Source organism: Thermocoleostomius sinensis A174 (assembly GCF_026802175.1).
In the GTDB taxonomy this organism is placed as follows: domain Bacteria; phylum Cyanobacteriota; class Cyanobacteriia; order Elainellales; family Elainellaceae; genus Thermocoleostomius; species Thermocoleostomius sinensis.
In genome coordinates, this window is record NZ_CP113797.1 from 875,046 (window position 1) to 897,192 (window position 22,147).

Below are 22,147 nucleotides of genomic sequence, written 5' to 3' on the forward strand. Positions count from 1 at the left end.
GAGACCCGGAACCTCGCTTCAAACAACCTCTTGTAGAGCGAGGTTAGTGAGAACGAGAGGCTAGTCTGTGGCTCGTGTTCATAACTTGGTCGATCGTGTGAATCAACTGATGCACCTCAACGGGTTTGGTAAGATGAGCATCAAACCCCGAAGCTAAGGCTTTCTCCTGCTCTGCTTCACCGGAATAGGCAGTGAGAGCAATGGCTGGTAACTGTGCTAGGTGCGGCTTCGATCGAATTTCCTGCATTAACGTGTAGCCATCCTGTCCGGGCATAGCAATGTCGCTAATCAACACATCGGGGTTAAATGCTGACAACAGAGTCAGCGCTGCTTGCACTGAAGGCGCAATCTCGATCGTAGCTCCATACTGTTGCAGCACAAAGCTGAGGAAATCACGAGCGTCTGCTTCGTCTTCCACCAACAAGATATTGATGCCGGATAACGAGACAGACTGAGTTTCTGCCGCAATCGGATCGACCGTGACAGCCGGTTGAAACGTTTGACGGATTGGTAATTTGACGGTAAAAGTGGCTCCTTGTCCCTCTCCATCACTAGCCGCTTCGACCGTGCCCCCATGCAGTTCGACTAGATGTTGCACAATGGCTAAGCCCAATCCCAGCCCATTGTGAGAGCGCGTGATGGTACTGTCAGCCTGGCGAAATCGATCGAACACATGCGGCAAGAACTCTGGGCTAATGCCAATGCCGGTGTCGGTGATCGTAATCTGCATATGACCAGTTTCTTGGACTGACGAGGAACGATCGGGCGGTGGAAGGGAGGCGGTGGTTAAGGCTGATTGAGTGTCTGGTGATGCGTTACTTAAGGAATCATTGGTTGCTGCTGGCGATGGGGACTGGTCTGAGGAGAAGCAGTCTAGCCGCACCGTCACCCGTCCCGCTTCGGGCGTGAACTTAATAGCATTCGACAGTAAATTCCAGACGACCTGCTGCAACCGCACCGCATCTCCCCAAGTGTGGTAAGCCGACTCCGAGGTTAAAAAGTTCAGATCGATCGATTTTGCTTCGGCTTGGGGGCGCACCGAATCGATGGCTGCTTCAATCACGGATACCAAATTCACAGGTAGCCAGTTCAGTTGTAGCTTGCCACGAATAATTTTTGACACATCGAGAATGTCTTCAATCAGTTGGGATTGGGCTGTAGCATTGCGCTCAATAGTCTCCAAGGCCCGATCGATGGTTTTTTGATCGAGCTTACGAGTTCGCAGAAGCCGTGACCAGCCCAGCATGGCATTGAGGGGGGTACGTAGCTCGTGGGATAGCACCGCTAGAAATTCATCCTTCATGCGGTTGGCGGTTTCAGCCTCGCGGCGGGCAATTTGTTCGCGCAGCATTTGTTCACGTACCAGATCTGCCTGTTTGCGAGCCGTAATGTCTTCGATCGTGCCCACATGGCCAATCAGTTCACCGTGGGCTGAATACATGGGAGAAGTGCGCACATGGGTCCAACGTACCGCCCCTGTGGGTGGTTGAAATCGATACTCATGGGTCAGTTCTTTCGACTCTTGAATGTACCGTTTCCAAGCCGCCACTGCCCGATCGCGATCGTCTGGGTGCAAAAACTGTAGCCATCCTTCGCCTAGCCCTTCTTCGGCAGTAAACCCACAAATTTCTTGACAGCGAGGATTGGTATAGGTGCATTGCCCATCGATATCCAGCAGAAAAATGCCAACTGGCGAACAACTGCTGAGCAGGCGAAATCGTTCCTCGCTTTGGCGAAGTTGGGCATTCATGCGCTTCAGTTGAGCCGACTGTCGCTCTACTTCTAGGCGCTGCTGTTTGATCATTTCGGTTTTACGGAACAGATCCACAAACACCGTCACCTTCGAGGAAAGAATGATCGGGTCGATCGGTTTGTGAAGATAATCGACTGCCCCCAACGAATATCCCTTAAACATAAGGTCATCGCTAGTGCTAAATGCCGTCAGAAAGATAATCGGGGTTTGTCGAGAGCGCGATCGATTGCGAATTAAGTTTGCCGTCTCAAAGCCGTTCATTCCCGGCATCTGCACATCTAGCAGAATGACTGCAAAATCTTGATGCAGCAAACAGCGCAGGGCTTCTTCCCCAGAATTTGCCTTCACCAAATTTTCTCCCAGGCTGCTTAAGACGGCTTCAAGGGCGAGTAGATTTTCGGGATGATTGTCAACCAGAAGGATGTTGACTTTAGGATCTGAGGACATGAGCTATCTCCGAACAGAAAAACAGAGATGCGTGAGGTAAGGCGCAATGTCAGACAACGGTAAGATTTGATCGACGGGTATCGATTGAATGGCGGCTTGGGGCATGGTCGCATTTTCAGCCGTTGTTGGATCTTGCACGATCGTATGGCCATTAACCGCTGCAATCCGGGCTAGGCCCTGAACGCCATCGCGGTTGGCTCCTGTGAGTAGCACCCCGACCGTCCGTTCATGATAGCTATCGGCGGCCGATTCAAACAGCACATCGATCGACGGGCGAGCATAAGACACAGGCTCGTCTGTAGACAAGGACAGATAGCCTGGCTCAACGAGCAGGTGATAATCGGGTGGTGCGAGGTAGACATGACCCGGATGAAGCAGGTCTTTATCTTCGGCTTCTTTGATGGGCATGGAACTGTGCTGTTGTAAAAATTGACTTAATTGGGCGTTCGACTCTTTGTGACGATGCTGAGCAATGGCGATCGCCGCTGGAAACTGGTGGCTTAAGTTGCGAAGGATGACCTGTAATGCCGATAGCCCTCCTAACGATGTTCCAATTACCACAATTTCAACGGCTTCCACTGCCATCAGTGCAACCTCCGATACAGCCGATTGTCCCGATCGAGTTCTTCGTAGTGCTGTTCAAACGGCGTGAGTTTCAGCGTTTCTTGCCGCCCTAAACCCAAGATCCCAAACGAGCACAAACTGTCATAAAACAATTGATGCACTCGTTTTTGCAGGGTGGAATTAAAGTAGATCAAAACGTTACGACAGAGAATAACGTTGAATTCATTGAAGGAGTTATCCGTGGCTAAATTATGTTGCGAAAACACAACGTTTTCTTTAAGAAACGATCGAAAAATGGCATTTTCATAAGCGGCTGTATAGTATTCCGAAAACGATCGGGTTCCACCCGCGCGAAGATACAAATGCGTATATTCCTGCATCAGCCTTAGGGAATATATTCCACTTTTGGCTTGTTGCAAAACATAGTCATTCATATCTGTGGCGTAGATGCGGCAGCGGTGATATAACCCTTCTTCGTGCAGCAAGATTGCCATCGAGTACACTTCTTGCCCCGTAGAGCAACCAGCATGCCAGATACGAATGAAAGGATAGGTACGCAAGAGTGGAACGACTCGTCGCCGAAAGGTGACAAAAAAACTGGGATCTCGAAACATTGCAGTGACGTGAACGGTTAACCCAATTAAAAACCGTTCTAGACAGTTAGCATCATGCAAAATCCGATCCTGCAAGGCAGAAATTGTGCTGACTTCCTCAGATTGCATAATTCGGCGCACCCGTCGTTTTAAGGAAGCGAGAGCATAATCGCGAAAGTCAAATCCATAGTACTGATAAATCCCCTCCAACAGCAGTTGAATTTCAATGTCCTCTAAGGTAGATTTAGCTGCTGGCATGACTGGAATGAGAGGAATGGACATGGAGAGTAACAGCAGTCAGGAGAACGAAACCAGTCGGATTGAGCACACCGATTTTCGCAAATTTAAAATCCCGGTTCGTTTAGCTTAATCCGTTAGAGTCTAGATAAAAACTATCAGAAGGCTGATTTTTGCGTTGAGGGTTTTATTCATTTTCATAGATCGGTGTTGATGGGTTGGTTTTAGTAGGGTTTGGTTGGAATGGAGATGGCGAGGGATAATTAATCCCATTAGTGATACAGCCAAACCCGCAGCAGCGATAATAATTGCTCGGTATCAACTGGTTTGGTGATGTAATCCGAGGCTCCGACGTCTAAACATTTCTCGCGATCGCCCTGCATCGCCTTTGCGGTCAGTGCCACGATTGGTAACGACTTCAATTCCTCCATTTGGCGAATGGCACTTATTGCTTCATAACCATCCATTTCCGGCATCATGATGTCCATTAGTACTAAATCAATATCGGGGTTAGCTTGCAGTAGACTAATGCCATCACGGCCGTTTTCGGCATATCGGACGTGCATTTGATATTGTTCTAGCAGACTTGTCAGGGCAAAGATATTGCGCACATCATCGTCTACAATCAACACAGTTTTTCCAACAAGGATGGGGTCTTGTTGCTGAGACTGTTGCAACATTTGCCGTTGTGAATCCGGTAAGTTTGCTTGAATACGATGCAAAAACAGTGCGGTTTCATCGAGGAGGCGTTCTGGTGACTGCACATCTTTTACGATAATGGTGTCTGAAAGCTGCCGCAGCCGTGTTTCCTCGGAGGCTGTCAGTTGCCGACCTGTGTAGATAATGATGGGCAAGTAAGCAAGATCTGCTTGTTGCTTGATTTGCTCAATTAGGGCAAACCCATCTACGTCCGGTAAACCCAGGTCTAACACCATACAATCAAACCGATCGGACTTCAGTGCAGCCAAGGCTTCGGCTCCGCTCCCCACGGCTGTACTTTGAACATCGCCGTTGCCAATCAATTCAACAATGCTGCGTCGCTGCCGTTCATCATCTTCAACAATCAGCAAGTTTTTGACCGGCCGCTCGACAAAATCTCGAAGCCCCATGAGGGTTTGGGTTAGTTCTTCACGGCTGATGGGTTTTTGCAAATGCGCGATCGCCCCCAGTTGCAGGCTGCGTTGTCGGCCTTCTTCTACCGACATGATGTGAACAGGAATATGGCGTAGCGTCGGATTATGCTTAAGTTGATCTAACACCATCCAACCGTCATAGTCTGGCAGGCGGACATCCAGCATAATCGCGTCTGGGTTAAACGCTTTGGCTAGCGCCAGTCCGTGGCTGCCACGAGTTGTGACGATGCCCTTAAAGCCCTGTTGACGAGCCAGATCCAGCAGCACTTGCGCAAACTTGAGATCATCTTCAATAATTAGCAGGATTTGATCGTTAGCGGTAATGGAATGGCGATCGTCTGGGATTTCAGCCGTTTCTTGCAGGGCTGTGGTTGGGTGAATTGGTTGGGGTGGAAGGGCAGGGGCCTCGGAGGGGACGGGCGAAACCGTTGCCAGCGGTTGTGGCAAATTCGACTGAGGCAAGTAGAGGGTAAAGGTGCTGCCCTTGCCTACTTCACTTTCTAGCCGAATTTCTCCTCCCAAGAGATGGGCAATTTTGCGGCTGATGGATAACCCCAACCCAGTGCCATCATACTTACGCGATGTGGTGCCGTCTCCCTGTTGAAAGGCTTCAAAAATGACCTCGTGTTGATGGGGCGCAATGCCGATCCCGGTATCCTGTACGGCGAAGGCAATTACCCGATCGGCCGATTGAAGAGAGTCTCGATCGGGACTCCACCCATCACGGGCTGGATAGACCCGCAACTGCACCTGTCCTTGTTCCGTGAACTTAAATGCATTAGCCAGTAGATTTTTCAAGACCTGCTGAAGCCGCTTTGAGTCAACATAAAGTGTTGAGGGCAAGTGGCTATCTAGATGGAGATGAAAGTCTAGATGACGCGCATTGGCAACTTCACGAAAGGTTCGCTCGAGTTGGGCACAGAGATCGGGCAATGATGTCTTGCTGGGTTCGATGATCATCGTGCCAGAATCAATTTTGGCTAGATCCAGCACATCGTTAATGAGTGACAGTAAATCGGTTCCTGCTTCATAAACCGTGCGAGCATATTCCACTTGTTTGTCAGTGAGATTGCCCTCATTGTTTTCTGACAGCAGCCGTGCCAGAATTAACAAGCTATTCAATGGCGTTCGCAACTCGTGCGACATATTAGCTAAAAATTCCGATTTGTATTTGGAACTAAGAGCTAATTGTTCGACCTTGAGTTCAATATCCTGTCGAGCTTGTTCTAGGGCTAGATTTTTCTGTTCAACTTCTCGGTTTCGCAGCGTCAATAATTCTGATTTCTCTTCTAGTTCCTCATTCAGTTGCTGTAACTCTTCGTTGCTTTGCCGCAGTTCTTCCTGTTGTTGCCGTAATAGTTCTTCTGAACGCTGAAGCGATCGGGTCTGCTCTTCTAGGCGTTGATAGCTCTCGGTGAGTTCTTCCTGTTGTACTTGTAGCTCTTCTGTGAATCCTTGGGATTGCTTTAATAGCTCTTCAGTTCGCATCGTTGCCGAAATTGAATTAAACAAAATGGCGATGCTATCTGCTAACTGATCGAGGAATTGTAGGTGAATTCGATCGAACACATATAAAGACGCCAATTCGATGACTGCAACGACTTGATCTTCAAACACCGCTGGTAAGACAACGAGATTAAGTGGAGTAGCTTCCCCAAGACCAGAACTGATTTTGATATAGTCTGCTGGCACTTGGGTAAGCAAGATCCGCTGTTTTTCAAGGGCACATTGCCCCACCAATCCTTCTCCAATTTGAAACCGATTCGCTAAGTGTTTGCGCTCTTGATAGGCATAGGTGCTGAGCAATTTCAGGTAAGCTGGTTGATCGGCATCTTCCATCATTAGGTAAAACAAGCCCTGTTGGGCATTTACCAAGGGAGCTAGCTGCGACAAAATCGATCGGGCTGCCGTGTCTAGGTTGCGCTGTCCCTGAAGCAATTGAACAAAGTGATTGAGGTTGGTTTTAAGCCAGTCTTGTTCTTGGTTTTTTTGGGTTGTTTCTCGTAAATTGATTAACATCTGATCAAAGGCTTGAGCCAATTGACCTACCTCATCGTGACGATTGGGTACAGGTAAACGCACCGAGAGATCGCCAGCGGCCACGCGCTCAGTAGCGGCGGACAATTTACGCAGGGGGTTCGAGATATTACGAGCCAACACCAAGCCAATCAAGCTGAGAAGGATGGCATACAGCGGAATTCCAATCGTGAGGGCATACACCATTCGTCGCGAGGATGCATTGGTTGCCTGCGATCGTTCTTGTAGCAATCGTTGTTCCTCGGCTCCCATCTCTTGCACAATTTGGCGGACAGAAGCCATGGCTTGCCGGCCTTGTTCTAGCAACGGGGCCAAGCTGTCAACCGAGTCAGTTGTGTTGCGAATTTCAATAGCGTCTTGCAGAATTCCCAGTCGCCGCTTGATTACCGATTCTAAATCGTTCAACCGCGCCTGTTGCTCTGGATTATCTTGAACCAATGGACGTAGATCGCGGATTTGCTCGTCAACGACCTCTACCGCTGTGGTGTACGGCTCAAGAAAGCGTTCATCTTCTGTGAGGAGGTATCCCCGTTGTCCCGTCTCGGCATTGATGACCGTTACCAACAAGCTTTCTAGCTTGGACAATACTTCATAGGTGTGGGTTTCCCAACGCGATCGGTTTACCAATTGCAGCGCACTGGTGTAAAATAGCAGCCCCAAGGCACTAAATAGCAATACGCCCAGAGCAACGCTCAATCCAATCTTAGAACCGATTTTTAACCGACGCAGCATGAGTAATACAAACGTGAGTGCTCCGTTGAGAGCAGGATTCAATTTTCTAGTTTATCGCTAGCGGTACAACCAAACTCGCATCAACGATAGCAGTTGCTCAATGTCTACTGGTTTAGTGATGTAATCGGACGCTCCTGCTTCAATGCATTTTTCGCGATCGCCCTGCATCGCTTTGGCCGTTAGAGCAATGATGGGAACTTCGGCAAACGCTTCCATCTGGCGAATTGCCTGCATGGTTTCGTATCCATCCATTTCTGGCATCATAATATCCATCAGCACCAAGTGAATGCCTGGGGTGCTTTGCAACATGCGAATGCCATCTCGACCATTTTCAGCATAAAACACCTGCATTTGATACTGTTCCAACATACTGGTGAGGGCAAAGATATTGCGAACATCATCATCGACAATCAATACCCGTTTGCCGACCAACACGGGGTCATTTTGCTGTAACTGCTCCAGCAGCGACTGCTTGGCTTCTGGTAAGTTAGCTTGAACGCGATGTAAAAACAGCGTGGTTTCATCGAGGAGACGTTCAGGTGACTGCACATCTTTGACAATGATGCTCTCTGATACGCGCCGCAACTGGGTTTCCTCTTGAGGCGTTAGTTCTTTGCCGGTATAAACAATAATGGGCAAATAGTTCAAGTTTGGGTCTTGTTTGATTTGCTCCAGTAGATCAAATCCATTCATATCTGGCAGTCCCAAATCCAGGACCATGCAATCGAAATGTTCCGATCGCAGTGCCTTCAAGGCGTCTGCTCCGGTTCCCACTGCCAGTGTTGAAACATCGCCATTACCAATCAACTCCATCAAGCTCTGGCGTTGTAGTTCATCGTCTTCGACAATCAACAGGTTTTTGACTGGACGTTCTACGAATTGTTTGATGGCATTCAGAGCATTCAAGAGGGCTTCATTGCCGACTGGTTTTTGTAAATAAGCAATGGCTCCTCGCTGTAAGCTGCGCTGAAGCCCTTCTTCCACCGACATAATGTGTACCGGAATGTGGCGAGTTGTCGGATTGTGCTTGAGCCGATCGAGCACCATCCAACCATCCATCACAGGTAAGCGAATATCTAACACAATGGCAGAGGGTTTGAACTCTTGCGCTAGTGCCAAGCCGACATCGCCCCGCAGCGCCACCAACCCCTTGAAGCCTTGTTCGCGTACCAAGTCCAACAGAATGCGAGCAAAGTTGAGATCATCTTCAATAATTAATAGCGATCGATCGCCAGGTTGAATTACAGCCCGATCATCCGCAAGCTCGTTCTGCATGAACTGATCTATTGGTTGAGACACAGGAGAAGTGGCAGAGGACGGTTCCACAGACGCTCGACGAAAGACGCGATGGGTTTCCGATCGGGCTTTTGAGGGTATCGTCAGTGGATAGGATTGCGGCAAATACAGTGTAAAGGTACTGCCCTGTCCTAGTTCGCTGGTCAGACGAATTTCACCGCCTAGCAGATGTGCAATTTCGCGGCTAATCGACAATCCCAAGCCAGTGCCACCAAAACGTCGGCTAGTGGTACCATCCGCCTGCTGAAAGGCTTCAAAAATAAGTTGCTGTTTGTCTGAGGCGATACCAATGCCTGTATCTTGTACGCTGAAGGCAATGACGCGATCGGCTTGGTTCAAGGTTTCTTGATCACGGGACCAACCGTGGGTGGCAAGGCTCACATCCAACGTTACCTGACCTTGTTCGGTAAATTTGAAGGCATTCGCCAACAAGTTTTTCAGGACTTGCTGAAGCCGCTTCGAGTCGGTTTGGATGGTGGGTGGTAGGTTAGGGTCAAACTGAAGCACAAACTCCAAGTGTTTATCGTGGGCAATTTGGCTAAAGGTGCGCTCCATTTGTTCTCGCAAGTCGCGGAACTGCACCGCACTTAGATCGATCGACATCGTGCCCGACTCAATCTTCGCTAGATCTAAAATGTCATTGATCAACAACAGCAAATCATTTCCAGCCGAAAAAATTGTGCGGGCATATTCGACTTGTTTGTCAGTTAAATTCCGATCGCCGTTCTCTGACAAAAGTCTTGCCAAAATCAATAAGCTGTTTAAAGGCGTTCGCAGTTCATGTGACATGTTGGCTAAAAATTCCGACTTATATTTTGAAGTCAGTGCCAACTGTTCGGCTTTTTCTTCTAGCGATCGTTTCGCATATTCAATCTCACGATTTTTCCGCTCAACTTCGCGGTTTTGTATCGCTAATAGTTCCGCTTTTTCTTCTAACTCTTCGTTGGTTTGTTGTAATTGTTCTTGCTGATTCTTCAATAATTCTTCAGATGCTTTCAGCGTTTGCGCTTGCTGCTCTAGGCGTTTGTTGGTTTCGGTCAGTTCTTTTTGTTGAGTTTGCAGTTCTTCTGCCAATGACTGGGATTGCTTCAGCAGTTCTTCGGTGCGCATACTAGCGGCGATCGTATTCAGCACAATGGCAATACTTTCAGTCAGTTGATCAAAGAAGGTGAGATGAATTTCGCTGAAGCGCTGAAACGAAGCCAGTTCAATGACGGCTGTCACCTGCCCTTCAAACAACACCGGCAACACAACCGCATTTAAAGGCGTCGCTTCGCCCAGTCCAGAACTGATCTTAATGTAGTCAGAGGGAACGTCTGTTAGTAGAATGCGCTCCTTCTCTAGGGCACATTGTCCCACCAAACCTTCACCCACGTGAAAGCGATTGGACAGATGTTTACGCTCTCGGTAGGCATAGGTGCTGAGCAACTTCAGGTAAGGAGCATGATCTTCGCTACTCTCCATCAAGTAGAAGACACCGTGCTGAGCAGATACAAGGGGAGCAAGTTCGGACAGAATCAACCGAGAGACCGTTTCAAGATCGCGCTGTCCTTGCAACATACGAGTGAATTTAGCGAGGTTCGTTTTCAGCCAGTCTTGCTCGGTATTCTTTTGCGTTGTTTCCCGCAAGTTAGCAATCATTAAGTTGACATTATCCTTGAGGATCGCCACTTCGCCCTGCGCTTCCACGGCGATTGATCGAGTCAAATCGCCCTTAGTAACAGCCGTCGCTACTTCCGCGATCGCCCGGACTTGGGTCGTCAAGTTGGCAGCCAGTTCATTGACGTTATCAGTGAGATCACGCCAGGTTCCAGATGCGCCCGGCACTTTCGCCTGACCGCCCAGCTTACCCTCAATACCCACTTCTCGCGCCACCGTCGTCACCTGTTCCGCAAACGTTGCCAGTGTTTCAATCATTTCGTTGATCGTATCTGCCAGCGTTTCAATTTCGCCCTTAGCTTCTAGCATTAGCTTCTGTTTCAAATTTCCGTTGGCCACTGCCGTCACCACTTTGGCAATGCCCCGGACTTGGGCTGTCAAGTTCCCCGCCATGAGGTTGACCGAATCGGTGAGGTCTTTCCAGGTGCCTGCCACGCCTTTGACATCGGCTTGCCCCCCCAAAATTCCCTCAGACCCCACCTCTCGCGCCACCCGGGTCACTTCCGAAGCAAACGAGTTCAACTGATCCACCATGGTGTTAATGGTGTTCTTCAACTCCAGGATTTCGCCCTTGACATCTACGGTGATTTTCTTCGATAAATCCCCATTCGCTACAGCGGTTGTCACTTCCGCAATGCCCCGGACTTGGGCTGTCAAGTTCCCCGCCATGAGGTTGACCGAATCGGTGAGGTCTTTCCAGGTGCCTGCCACGCCTTTGACATCGGCTTGCCCCCCCAAAATTCCCTCAGACCCCACCTCTCGCGCCACCCGGGTCACTTCCGAAGCAAACGAGTTCAACTGATCCACCATGGTGTTAATGGTGTTCTTCAACTCCAGGATTTCGCCCTTGACATCTACAGTAATCTTCTTCGATAAATCCCCGTTCGCCACGGCTTTTGTCACTTCAGCAATGTTGCGCACCTGTCCAGTCAGATTGCCCGCCATCGAGTTGACATTATCCGTCAGGTCTTTCCAGATTCCTGCTACGCCACGCACATAGGCCTGCACGCCCAGCTTGCCTTCCGACCCCACTTCCCGTGCCACGCGCGTTACCTCTGAGGCAAAAGCGCTGAGTTGATCCACCATGGTGTTAATGGTGTTCTTCAACTCTAGGATTTCGCCCTTGACATCTACGGTGATTTTCTTCGATAAATCCCCATTCGCTACAGCGGTTGTCACTTCCGCAATGCCCCGGACTTGGGCTGTCAAGTTCCCCGCCATGAGGTTGACCGAATCGGTGAGGTCTTTCCAGGTGCCTGCCACGCCTTTGACATCGGCTTGCCCCCCCAAAATTCCCTCAGACCCCACCTCTCGCGCCACCCGGGTCACTTCCGAAGCAAACGAGTTCAACTGATCCACCATGGTGTTAATGGTGTTCTTCAACTCCAGGATTTCGCCCTTGACATCTACAGTAATCTTCTTCGATAAATCCCCGTTCGCCACGGCTGTCGTGACGGTAGCAATGTTGCGCACCTGCGCCGTTAAGCTACCTGCCATAAAGTTCACTGAATCGGTGAGGTCTTTCCAGGTACCTGCCACGCCACGCACGTCTGCCTGCACGCCCAGCTTGCCTTCCGACCCCACTTCCCGTGCCACGCGCGTTACCTCTGAGGCAAAAGCGCTGAGTTGATCCACCATGGTGTTAATGGTGTTCTTCAACTCTAGGATTTCGCCCTTGACTTGAACTGTAATTTTCTTGGACAAGTCACCGTTGGCGATCGCCGTTGCCACTTCAGCAATGTTGCGCACCTGTCCAGTCAGATTGCCCGCCATCGAGTTGACATTATCCGTCAGGTCTTTCCAAGTGCCCGCCACACCGGGTACTTCTGCTTGTACTCCCAGCTTGCCTTCAGTGCCCACTTCCCGCGCCACGCGCGTTACCTCTGAGGCAAACGAGTTTAACTGATCCACCATGATGTTAATGGTGTTCTTCAACTCTAGGATTTCGCCGCGCACGTTCACCGTAATTTTCTTGGACAAGTCACCGTTGGCGATCGCCGTTGCCACTTCAGCAATGTTGCGCACCTGTCCAGTCAGATTGCCCGCCATCGAGTTGACATTATCCGTCAGGTCTTTCCAAGTGCCCGCCACACCGGGTACTTCTGCTTGTACTCCCAGCTTGCCTTCAGTGCCCACTTCCCGCGCCACGCGCGTTACCTCTGAGGCAAACGAGTTTAACTGATCCACCATCGTGTTAACAATATGAGTGGTTTGCAGGAACTCGCCCCGTAAGGGTCGCCCATCAATTTCGGTGGCGATCGTTTGCGTTAAATCTCCGTTGGCAACTGCCCGAATGACCCGTGTGGTTTCCGTCATCGGTTGCACCAGATCGGTGATCACCATATTCACTGAGTCAATGCAAGCCCGCCACGATCCCTTCGCACCGCTGCCCAACGTGGCACGTTCATTGATTTTGCCTTCCTTCCCCACCACCGTACTGATGCGCTCTAGCTCCGCTGTCATCTGTTCATTGCGTTCAATGATGTCATTGAGCGTATCAGCAATCTTGCCTGCAATCCCCACTTGGTCACTGGGCATTCGGACTGAGAAATTGCCTTTTTTAACGTCTGTCAACGTCCGTAGCAGTTGTTTGAGGTCAAGGCTATCGGTATCTGGAGTGGCTTGAGCGGTTGACATTGGAAAACCTTCAAAGGATAGGTTGACGCAGGGGATCGGTGTAGTGCGAGAGTGGAATCTCTAAAACTAAGCAAAGAAATTTAAGACGATCGCCATCACTCGATAGAGGTGTGCCTAGACAATGCCACAGCATAACCCTCTACTTATAGATAGATTCCTAAATAGTTCATTATATGAGTGATAAATCAAGCGCGGCTCTCTATCTTGAGATAGAGTCCTGTAATAGCCACAGCCTTGTAGTCTACCAACTGGTTCTATTTTGACGATTGTGAATGATGAATCATCCCTAGCATGTTCCTAAACGATTGCTTCCTTTGCTGGCGTTGTTCCCAAAAAAATCCTGCGACGTTCGCCACCTGAGACACAATGAACAGTATGCTGAGGAGTAAACGCGATTGTGACGTAGGCTGCGAGAACGGGTAGATTAGCAAGTGATAGTAAAACGACCACGGTTCCACGCGAATTTTGCCAGCCGATCGCTGGGCCCGCAGTTGATGAAAATGATAAGCTCCGCGTCCATAGTTAACGTGTTGTCGCCAAAATTTCTTCAGTGTTAACTCATGGGCATGGTGAATCTGTGCGGCGGGTACGTAGCGCATGGTGTGGCCGTGGTGCAACAACCGATCGCACAGTTCCCGATCTTCGCCGGCCGCTAGCGGAAACGTCGTGTCAAACCTGCCGATGCTATGAAACAGATGCGTAGGCAAGGCAAAATTGTTGGAGGCAAAAAACTGAGCCTGATCAACCTGAGCATTGTAATAGTCGTATAGGTAATCAATCAGCAATTGGCTTGCCGTTGAATAAAGGTTATGCGGCAGTGCATTCAACGCTCGTCCACCCACGATCGAGTCTGGATACTTTGTAAAATGAGCTTCTAATACTTGCAACCAGTCTGGCAACGGGGCACAGTCATCATCGGTAAACACGAGATATTGCCCTTGGGCCTGAGTTGCACCCACATTGCGGGCTGTAGCGGGTCCCGCATTGGCTTGTTGAATCAATGTGAGATTAAGCGATTCCTGAAAGGGAACGGTTGTTGGTTGAATCGGAGGATGACTGCCATCGTCTACGACCACAACTTCAAATCGATCGCGCGGATACTCTAACTGAGTAATGGCAGTTAAACACTTGGCTAAGCGATCGGGACGATTGTACGTGGGAATGACGATAGAGAAAAGCAGGTGATCTGAAATCATTGGTAAAGGCGAGTGAAACAATAAAGGTAATAGATAGTGAATCAAATGCCCGCATTCGCCCAAAATAACGAATCAGCTTGGCAACCCCAAGTGTGAATGGCTGACCCAATCATCACAACTATTTTGAATGACTAATCAAAGACGTGGTAGTCGTCTGAGAAGAGATATCATGCGATCGATACTTTTGGGTTTGCCTAGCGTGGCGATCAGTCAGATACCGATTCAGCAGATGCTCTAAGCGCATCAGTCCCTGTGATAGCAAGCCACTGCCAATTCCAAACGTTGCGCGTTTCACAAATGGATCAATAATTGTGCCATAGCGTCGCCAGCCTAGTTTTTTGTATTTTGCTTGAAAATAACCATCTTCTGCTAAATTCCATTTTTCGCGGAGGCGTTGCAAACTGCTCAGCGTCCAAGCATCACTCCAGCGCAGCATGTAATAGTGTAAATCGCTCCATTCTAGGGGCGGTCCCGGCACATAGGTCACTAAACTCGCGGGTTCAAAATAGACTGTGCCGCCCGCTTCCCGGACGGTCATACAAAAGTCTAAATGCTCTTTAGTGTTGAGCATTTGTTCATCTAGTTGTCCAATACGATCGAAAATCTCAGTGCGCACCAACACACAGTGAAATTCTGCCAGTTCTGTTTGTTGACGCTCTAAATCCTGGCGCAAGGCTGACACCTGCTGTCCTTGACTATACATCTTCTCGCGAATCCGTCGTCGCCCAGTATTATCTTGCCAAACGTGCGATTGTCCGCCTGCAAAATGCACAATTTCATGAACAGGTTCGTTTTGACACATCAATGGCCCAACGACAGTGGCACCAGTCTCTTCGGCACATTGTACTAATGCCTCTAACCAACCGGGGGACACAATCACATCATTGTCTACAAACACCAAATATTTTGTCTTCACCTGTGCCAAACCAATATTACGTGCCTGGTTCGGATAAAGGTAATATTCAGTACGAATTAAATGAAAGTTTTTTTCTTGGGATTTTTGTTTTAAATAGTGTTGAACGTTCGCAGGTGAATTGCCATCAACGTATACCAATTGAAACGGCAACGTTGTATATTGATAAATACTTTCGAGGGATGCTTGAGCACAGCTAAATCGTTCGCGTGGCACAACAACGAGGGTTACTAATAGTTCATTCATCGTTCTTACTCCTTGTAAAAGATTGATCTCACTATGTTCTTTAGTAGATTTCAAACTGAAGGTCACTGATTCATATTGGAATAATCCTATTGGTTAGAAGTAGATTGAAGTACCTGTTGGTAAATGGAAACTAGGCGATCGTTAAGGGACTGTAAATCAAAATGAGTTTCTACGTACCTGCGCCCCGCCTGCCCCATTGCCGCCCAGCGATCGGGGTGCTCCACTAAATACCCTAATGTTTCAGCTAGGGCATTGACATCACGTTCTGGAACCAACAGTCCTGATACACCATCTTCGACCAGTTCGGGAATGCCACCATGATATGTACTGACCACTGGTAAACCCATGGCCATCGCTTCTTTCAAGACATTAATCGGTGCATCTTGATCCCCGGTATCAGCGGTAATGCTGGGGGCAATAAAAAGGTGGGTTTGATCCAAAATCTCGATGATCTCTTGCTCGTTCTTCCACCCCACGAGTTTCACAACGGTGCTCAGGTTGAGGGCTTGAATCAGATGTTCCAACGAGTGCCGCAGCGGCCCGTCGCCAATAATGGTGTACTCCAAGTTGGGATACTGCTCTATTCGCTGAGCGATCGCTCGAATCACATACTCAATTCCTTTTTTTTCTACTAACCGCCCTGTAGTTGCTAGGCGAATCGGTTCGGCAGGTTGAAGATAGCGGGGCTTAAAGGTAAATTTATGTACATCCAGCCCAGAAAAATGCACCAAAATTCGGTCAGGATCACAACCTAACTGAATAGCTTTTTGTCGAAAGAATTCGCAGTTCGCTAAAAAGAAATCTCCTTGTTGGAACAGTTCGTGATACACTGTTTCGCCACGTTCTTTCACAAATTGACTAATATCATGCCCTCGAAACATCGTGATCAGTTTTGCCTGAGGAGCGTTCACTGCTCGAAACCAAAGGCCGCGAAATCCTTGTGTGCCAAACTGACAGTGAACAATATCATAAGGCTGTGTCATAGACGGTGCTATGCTGTAAAACAATCGCAGTGAAGCGGCTAACAGTCCATATTGAAACACATTGAGCGATCGCAGCCACCGTCTTGGAGTATAACCCTGGAACAGTAACAGAACACCCTTCAGAACTCGCACTAACCCGTGAGTCGGAATCGGTGTTAAGTAATAGGTTCGCTGCAACAACTGATACTTTTCTACATCGGGGTGCAGTTTCGCTGTTTCGCCTTCATATTCAGCGTAGATATCTACCTCATGCCCACGATCGATCAATCCTGTAATTTGATTGAGGATGAAAGTTTCTGATAGGCGAGGAAAATGACCAACGATGAAGGCAACTCTCATAATCACACAGCCATAATTACACAGCGCAACTAAAAGATAAGACAAATCGTGCAAACAGTAATGCTAACCACAATAGCAGTAAGACAATCAGCGGTTCTAAACTTATCCTCTGGTAGATATCCCTCCTAATTTCAGCCGAATCTTTTCAGCCGCTCGCACATAGCGGACAAACGAATTAATGAGATAGATATTGATTTTTTGATCGAAAGTGTCTAATTTTGGATCAAAAAAGATATCTGCTACCGATAACAGCGGTGTAGCCAAATCTTCCAACACGCTGCGCACAAACAACTTATTGCGCTGAACGGCTGTGCCGCATCGTTGAATTTGAGCATCATAAATGCCGCCTGCCAAACGCACGGTGCGTTTATAAAGCTGCGCAAATGAATGTCGGGCTGGATGGTCAATGCAAACATCATCGGCATACAGTTGCTTGTAACCGTGGGCATGAATGCGGCGTCCCCACTCAAAATCTCCATTCGATTTAAGCGAAGCATCAAAGACTCCGACGCGATCGATCACTTGCTTAAAGGTAAACACATTTGCCGTCGAGCCATAGTTGTACAGTTCCAGATGTTCCTTTTGCTGAAACGCCATGACCTTTTCATACTGTTCTACCAGCGTCAGTCGATCGGGGTTTTGAAAAAAGATATTGATGCGCCCTACCAACAGCCCGCAATCTGGGTGGTTTTGCAAATGGGCTACCCCTCTTTCCAACCAGTCTGGGGCGGGGATGCAATCGGCATCGGTGAAGGCAATGATTGCTCCTTTGGCTAGGGAGATCCCTTTGTTGCGAGCCGCATAAGACCCTGGTTGCGCTTCCTGAGCCACGATCGCCTGCCCGCATTCTGCCACCGCTGCCTGAACCGCCTCTGCTCGATCGGAGCCATTGTCTACGACAATCACCTCATAGTTTGCCCGAGGATAGGTTTGCTGTTCCAGCGCTCGCAAACAAAGCTGTAGGGAATCTGCGTCATTGAATACCGGAATCACTACCGACACAAACGGCTGCATTGGCTCCAGAGTCGGCTCCATGCTTCCTCTCCTTCAATCAATACAAACTGATGCATAATGATTCCTGCTTTTCTTGATTCAACCGCTCACCGAGAGCGAATCCTCCAACGAACCATTTCTCTCCGACTCCTATGGAACGCTTGCTCCCAATTGCCAAACTCCCAACCCCTAATCCCGCATGGACGTACCGCCCAGTTTCAAGCGGATCAGTTCACCCGCGCTGACATAGCGCACAAACACCATCACAGCAGATACTTGCAGCTTTTGCTTCCATCCTGGCAGTGGAGAATGGAAAAATATGCGTCGCACAAAGTTCACCGGAGGCACTAGGTTCTCGAGTAACTGCTTAGCATAGACGCGATTGCGATCGATCGCCGAGTCACCCTGTCGTTGATAGAGGTCATATAGTCCTCCTGCCAAGCGCACCGTTCGCTTAAACAATTGGCTCCAAGAGTACCGTGCCGGATGGGATACCTGGGCATCGTCAGCATACGCTAGTTGATAGCCATGGGCGGCGACGCGCTGACCCCATTCAATATCTCCGCTCGACTTTAAATCGGCTTCAAATCCGCCCACTTGTTCCAGCACCCGCTTGAAGGTAAAAACATTGGCGGTGGCCGCGTACTGGTGACGCTCTATGAGTTCCTGTTGCGGAAAGGCAGTGATACTTTCATATAACTCAACCGCCGTGGCACGATCGGGCTGACGAAAGAAAATTTCCACTCGACCGCCTACTAATCCACAGTTGGGCACCCTGAGGAGAGTATGAACTCCTGCTTCTAGCCAATCGGGCGCAGGTACACAGTCTGCATCGGTAAAGGCAATCACCTCACCAGTTGCCAGCGTAATGCCCTTGTTGCGAGCCGCAAAAGAACTGGGATAGCTTTCGTAGGCGGCGATCGATCGTTCAAATGTTTGCCTAAAGTCAGCGACCACCGCGGCCGTATCCTCTACCGCGTCCGAGCCATTGTCTACCACAATAATTTCATAGTAGGAGGCTGGATAAGTTTGCTGAGCTAGGGCCTGGAGGCAAAGCCGTAATCGTTTGGCGTCATTGAGAACCGGAATAATGACAGAAACGAATGGCACTGTTGGCTCTGATGGTGTATTGGCAGGAACCACCTCGGCACTTGGAGATGGATTATTCATCGTTTTTGCCTCATCAACGTATGAACATCCAGTAAAAATGAACTACGAACTAGCGAAGACATTAGAGTGTTAACTTAAGAGTGTTCACTTAGGATGCTGCTGGTTCTAACTGTGCCGCTTGGGTAGGGCTTTCCTGCGGTTTCATCTCGTCCCGGGTGAACTCTTCATGATATGAGCGTTCGGTGTTAACATCCCAGAGGTTGTGATCTTCGCCCAGAATGTTTTTCACCGCCAACATCGCTGTCAGCATCGAGTGATCTTGGTTATTGTATCGGTGCATTCCGTTGCGTCCCACCGTTTGCAAGTTCTCGAAGGTTTCCAGGTACTCTTGAATCACCTTCAAGTGCTTGCGATACTCACCGTCATATACAGGATAGGCTTTATGCTGCCGAATCACTGTGCCGTCTTGAATTAAAGAGAGCTTATCAACCAACCCTAAATCAACAGCTTCACGGCTGGCCAGTTTGATTAACTCAGGTTCCGTCATTTCCCACGTGGCATCCCCTTCGCTACAGAAATATTCCATTCCTAGACAAGTTTTGCCCTCATCGGGAACCATCGCCGGACTCCAATTCTTAAAGTTTTGAATCCGTCCCACCTTAAACTCTGGGCTATGGATGTAAATCCAGTTATCAGGGAAGAGATTGTCTTGGTCAATAATCAACGACACAATCAAAAAATCGCGATACTTGAGACCTTTCGCCGCTTCTAGTACAGGTGCCGGAGGAGCAGGGTGCATTTTACGCAGCAGCGCTGTGACGGGCAAACTAGAAATGAATTGATCGCCCGTTAGCTCAAGCATGCGATCGCCCTGTTTAGCAATCACTCGCGTGATGCGCTTTCCATCACGCTCTACCCGCACTACCTCTGTATGCAAGTGCACTGGCGATCCGTTGCTGTCTAGAATTTCTTGACAGCGTTCCCACATCATGCCAGGTCCCAAGATTGGATAGTCGAATTCCTTGATCAAGCTTTTGGCATTTTGGCTACCAAATACAGCATTAATGACTGCCCGCTTTAACGACATGCCTTGAATTCGCTGAGCCGCCCAATCGGCGCGAATTTTACTGCAAGGAATGCCCCATACTTTTTCAGTGTAGGTCTTGAAAAAAGTACGATACAGGCGCTCGCCAAAACAGTCAATTACCCATTCTTCAAAACTTTCTGGCTCACGTCTTAGCCCTAGTCTAGCCTTGAGTTTGGCTTCTAGATAACTCACCAGAATCAAAAAGCTTTGAGCAATCCCCAAGTTCCTCAATGTATTGAACAGCGATAGGGGATAGTCATAAAACTTCCCCTGATAGTAGATCCGCGAGAGCCGAGGGACCTTGATAAACTCATCGCCTAGAATCTCTTTCCAGAATTTTTGAACCGCATCCACCTTGGTGAAAAACCGATGTCCACCAATATCAAATCGATAGCCTTTATAAACTTCGGTGCGGGAAATACCACCAACTTTGTCTGCCTTTTCTAGGACGATCGACTGCATCCCTTGCTTAAAGAGTTCATAGGCAGCGGTTAAACCAGCCGGGCCAGCCCCAAGAACAACTACTGGATAATGATCTTTCACTGCGCCTCCCAATCTTTGCATAGATTAAGTATCAGGTAATGCTGCTAACCAGCGTTAAGGAAATTGTGAGCGTTAAACTCAAATAAACAAAGTGAGATCTACACTCAACTCGATGATTTATTCAGGGATTAGTTAGATGATTGAACTCGCAGTTGATGAAGACCGATCGACTGCATCCAGTGACGAATCAACCCAATGCCAAACGCCAAACCGCTATAGCCATAGTAAAGCCAGTGCCAAGGAACCACTTGTAGAGCAAATAACACCCCCCGCTTTCGATAAAAAAACTGATAAACAGGCCAATTAAGCACACCTAGCGCCACAAGCAACAGCAGGGCAATTGCCAAGGCCATTGGCAACCACCAAGCAACCATCGCGGTCAGAAGTGCACTAAACAACAAGAGAACGCTGACGCGACTGGAAACTTGTAGGTTTAGATCGTTAGTCATTTGACGCTCTTGCAATAACAAGGCTGTCCAGGGTAGGGCCCGGTAGAAAATATCTGCCCGCAGCATGGAAACAACATCCCAGCGCTTGAGATGTTTTACCTGAATAGACTTGTGCAGTTCAATTTTGTGCCCGGCTTTCCGTAACCGATAGCCTAATTCAATATCCTCAATGCAAGGTCGCCGATAGTGCTCATTAAACCCACCAATCGCCAGAAACACCTCACGACGAATAGCACCACAAGCACCCCAGAAGGTAAAAGCGTCGCGCTGTCCGGTTTGATGAACGTAGTGATGCAGCAAGTTGCGATATTGCGAAAGAAAATTCGCGGCTCCAGGAGCATCGTCGTAAGAGCCAATCAAAGCGGCTAGCGATAAATCCTGCTCAAAGGCCGAGGCTACTTGCTCGATCGTCTCTGGGCGGATTTCTACATCGGCATCCACAAAGAAGAGAATGTCTCCTTTTGCCACGCGGGCACCCACATTCCGCGCCTTAGCTGGCCCTCCAGAAACTGGCAATTGAATCACAGTCGCTCCAAATTGCTCAGCCAGAGAGCCAGACCCGTCGGTATCACCATCGGCTACGACAATAACTTCCAATGGGGCTGGTGAAGCCTGACGGATCTGAGTTAAACACCTTCGGAAACTCTCTCCCCCGTTGTATACGGGTATAACTACTGAAACACCTAATTGTGAAGTTTTGCCGAAGCTCATTGGTTACTTCTCAGCCCTTTCAGTATTTACGCTGCATTCTTCATGAATCGTAAAGGGAAATCCTGAAAAAAATAAGTGAACCTGTTTGTACTTCACTGGAAATTTAATCAGTCGCCCTCTTTCTAAGCTGGTATTCATGAGAAAATTCTCATCTTTTTCTCATGATTTTTCTGTTCAAATATGTGTCAAAACTCAATCACCACCTTGCTGATTTCAGTCTTTAGTGATGCCGGTCACAATCCCTTGGCTGCTGACAAGCATAGCAAGCGATCGCCTCTACTTACACCCCCAGATCAGCCGAGTAATTTGGTGCAAATATCTGTCTAACGGTAGATTGATTTATTGAGGTATTTAACTGTTTGAGCAGCTAAGTTTTTAATCTCACTCCTACGTCATTCAAGCTACTAATTAAACGAATCAAATCGTTGCGATCGCTTGAATCAATTTAGGATGAGATGTTGCGGTTTTTGGCATAGAAATCTGCGCTAA

The 22,147-nt window shown here is 48.6% G+C and carries 12 protein-coding genes; all 12 read right to left on the reverse strand.

Annotation, left to right across the window (positions count from 1 at the left end):
• Window positions 1–43: 43 nt before the first annotated feature.
• The 12 genes from OXH18_RS03810 to OXH18_RS03865 all read right to left on the reverse strand — a co-directional run bounded on the left by OXH18_RS03810 (window position 44) and on the right by OXH18_RS03865 (window position 21,658).
• The gene (locus OXH18_RS03810) at window positions 44–2,200 is read right to left on the reverse strand and encodes a hybrid sensor histidine kinase/response regulator (RefSeq protein WP_268611090.1); all 2,157 of its coding nucleotides are present in this window, start codon (window positions 2,198–2,200) and stop codon (window positions 44–46) included.
• Window positions 2,201–2,203: 3 nt separating this feature from the next.
• Window positions 2,204–2,785 carry a chemotaxis protein CheB gene (locus OXH18_RS03815; protein ID WP_268611091.1) on the reverse strand — a complete coding sequence of 194 codons (582 nt, stop codon included), beginning with the start codon at window positions 2,783–2,785 and terminating at the stop codon, window positions 2,204–2,206.
• Window positions 2,785–3,639 (reverse strand): CheR family methyltransferase, encoded by an 855-nt coding sequence (locus tag OXH18_RS03820; protein ID WP_268611092.1) that lies wholly within the window; start codon window positions 3,637–3,639, stop codon window positions 2,785–2,787. Before OXH18_RS03820 ends, OXH18_RS03815 begins: the two co-directional genes overlap by 1 nt.
• Window positions 3,640–3,866: 227 nt before the next feature.
• Window positions 3,867–7,538, reverse strand: coding sequence for a response regulator (locus OXH18_RS03825; RefSeq protein ID WP_268611093.1), 3,672 nt, complete (start codon window positions 7,536–7,538; stop codon window positions 3,867–3,869).
• 15 nt (window positions 7,539–7,553) lie between these two features.
• On the reverse strand, window positions 7,554–13,088 hold the full coding sequence (locus OXH18_RS03830) for a HAMP domain-containing protein (RefSeq protein WP_268611094.1): 5,535 nt from the start codon (window positions 13,086–13,088) through the stop codon (window positions 7,554–7,556).
• A 254-nt stretch (window positions 13,089–13,342) separates the two neighbouring features.
• Window positions 13,343–14,284 carry a glycosyltransferase gene (locus tag OXH18_RS03835; RefSeq protein WP_268611095.1) on the reverse strand — a complete coding sequence of 314 codons (942 nt, stop codon included), beginning with the start codon at window positions 14,282–14,284 and terminating at the stop codon, window positions 13,343–13,345.
• A gap of 118 nt (window positions 14,285–14,402) precedes the next feature.
• Entirely contained in the window at window positions 14,403–15,443 is a 1,041-nt protein-coding gene (locus OXH18_RS03840) for a glycosyltransferase family 2 protein (protein WP_268611096.1), read from the reverse strand.
• 86 nt (window positions 15,444–15,529) lie between these two features.
• Complete coding sequence (locus OXH18_RS03845; protein WP_268611097.1) at window positions 15,530–16,765, reverse strand: glycosyltransferase; 1,236 nt, start codon at window positions 16,763–16,765, stop codon at window positions 15,530–15,532.
• A gap of 102 nt (window positions 16,766–16,867) precedes the next feature.
• Window positions 16,868–17,800, reverse strand: coding sequence for a glycosyltransferase (locus OXH18_RS03850; RefSeq protein ID WP_268611098.1), 933 nt, complete (start codon window positions 17,798–17,800; stop codon window positions 16,868–16,870).
• Window positions 17,801–17,947: 147 nt separating this feature from the next.
• The gene (locus OXH18_RS03855; RefSeq protein WP_268611099.1) at window positions 17,948–18,928 is read right to left on the reverse strand and encodes a glycosyltransferase; all 981 of its coding nucleotides are present in this window, start codon (window positions 18,926–18,928) and stop codon (window positions 17,948–17,950) included.
• A gap of 88 nt (window positions 18,929–19,016) precedes the next feature.
• A complete protein-coding gene (locus OXH18_RS03860; protein WP_268611101.1) occupies window positions 19,017–20,519 on the reverse strand; it encodes an NAD(P)/FAD-dependent oxidoreductase in 1,503 nt (500 codons plus the stop codon).
• Between the two features lie 107 nt (window positions 20,520–20,626).
• The gene (locus OXH18_RS03865; protein WP_268611102.1) at window positions 20,627–21,658 is read right to left on the reverse strand and encodes a glycosyltransferase family 2 protein; all 1,032 of its coding nucleotides are present in this window, start codon (window positions 21,656–21,658) and stop codon (window positions 20,627–20,629) included.
• Window positions 21,659–22,147 lie beyond the last annotated feature (489 nt).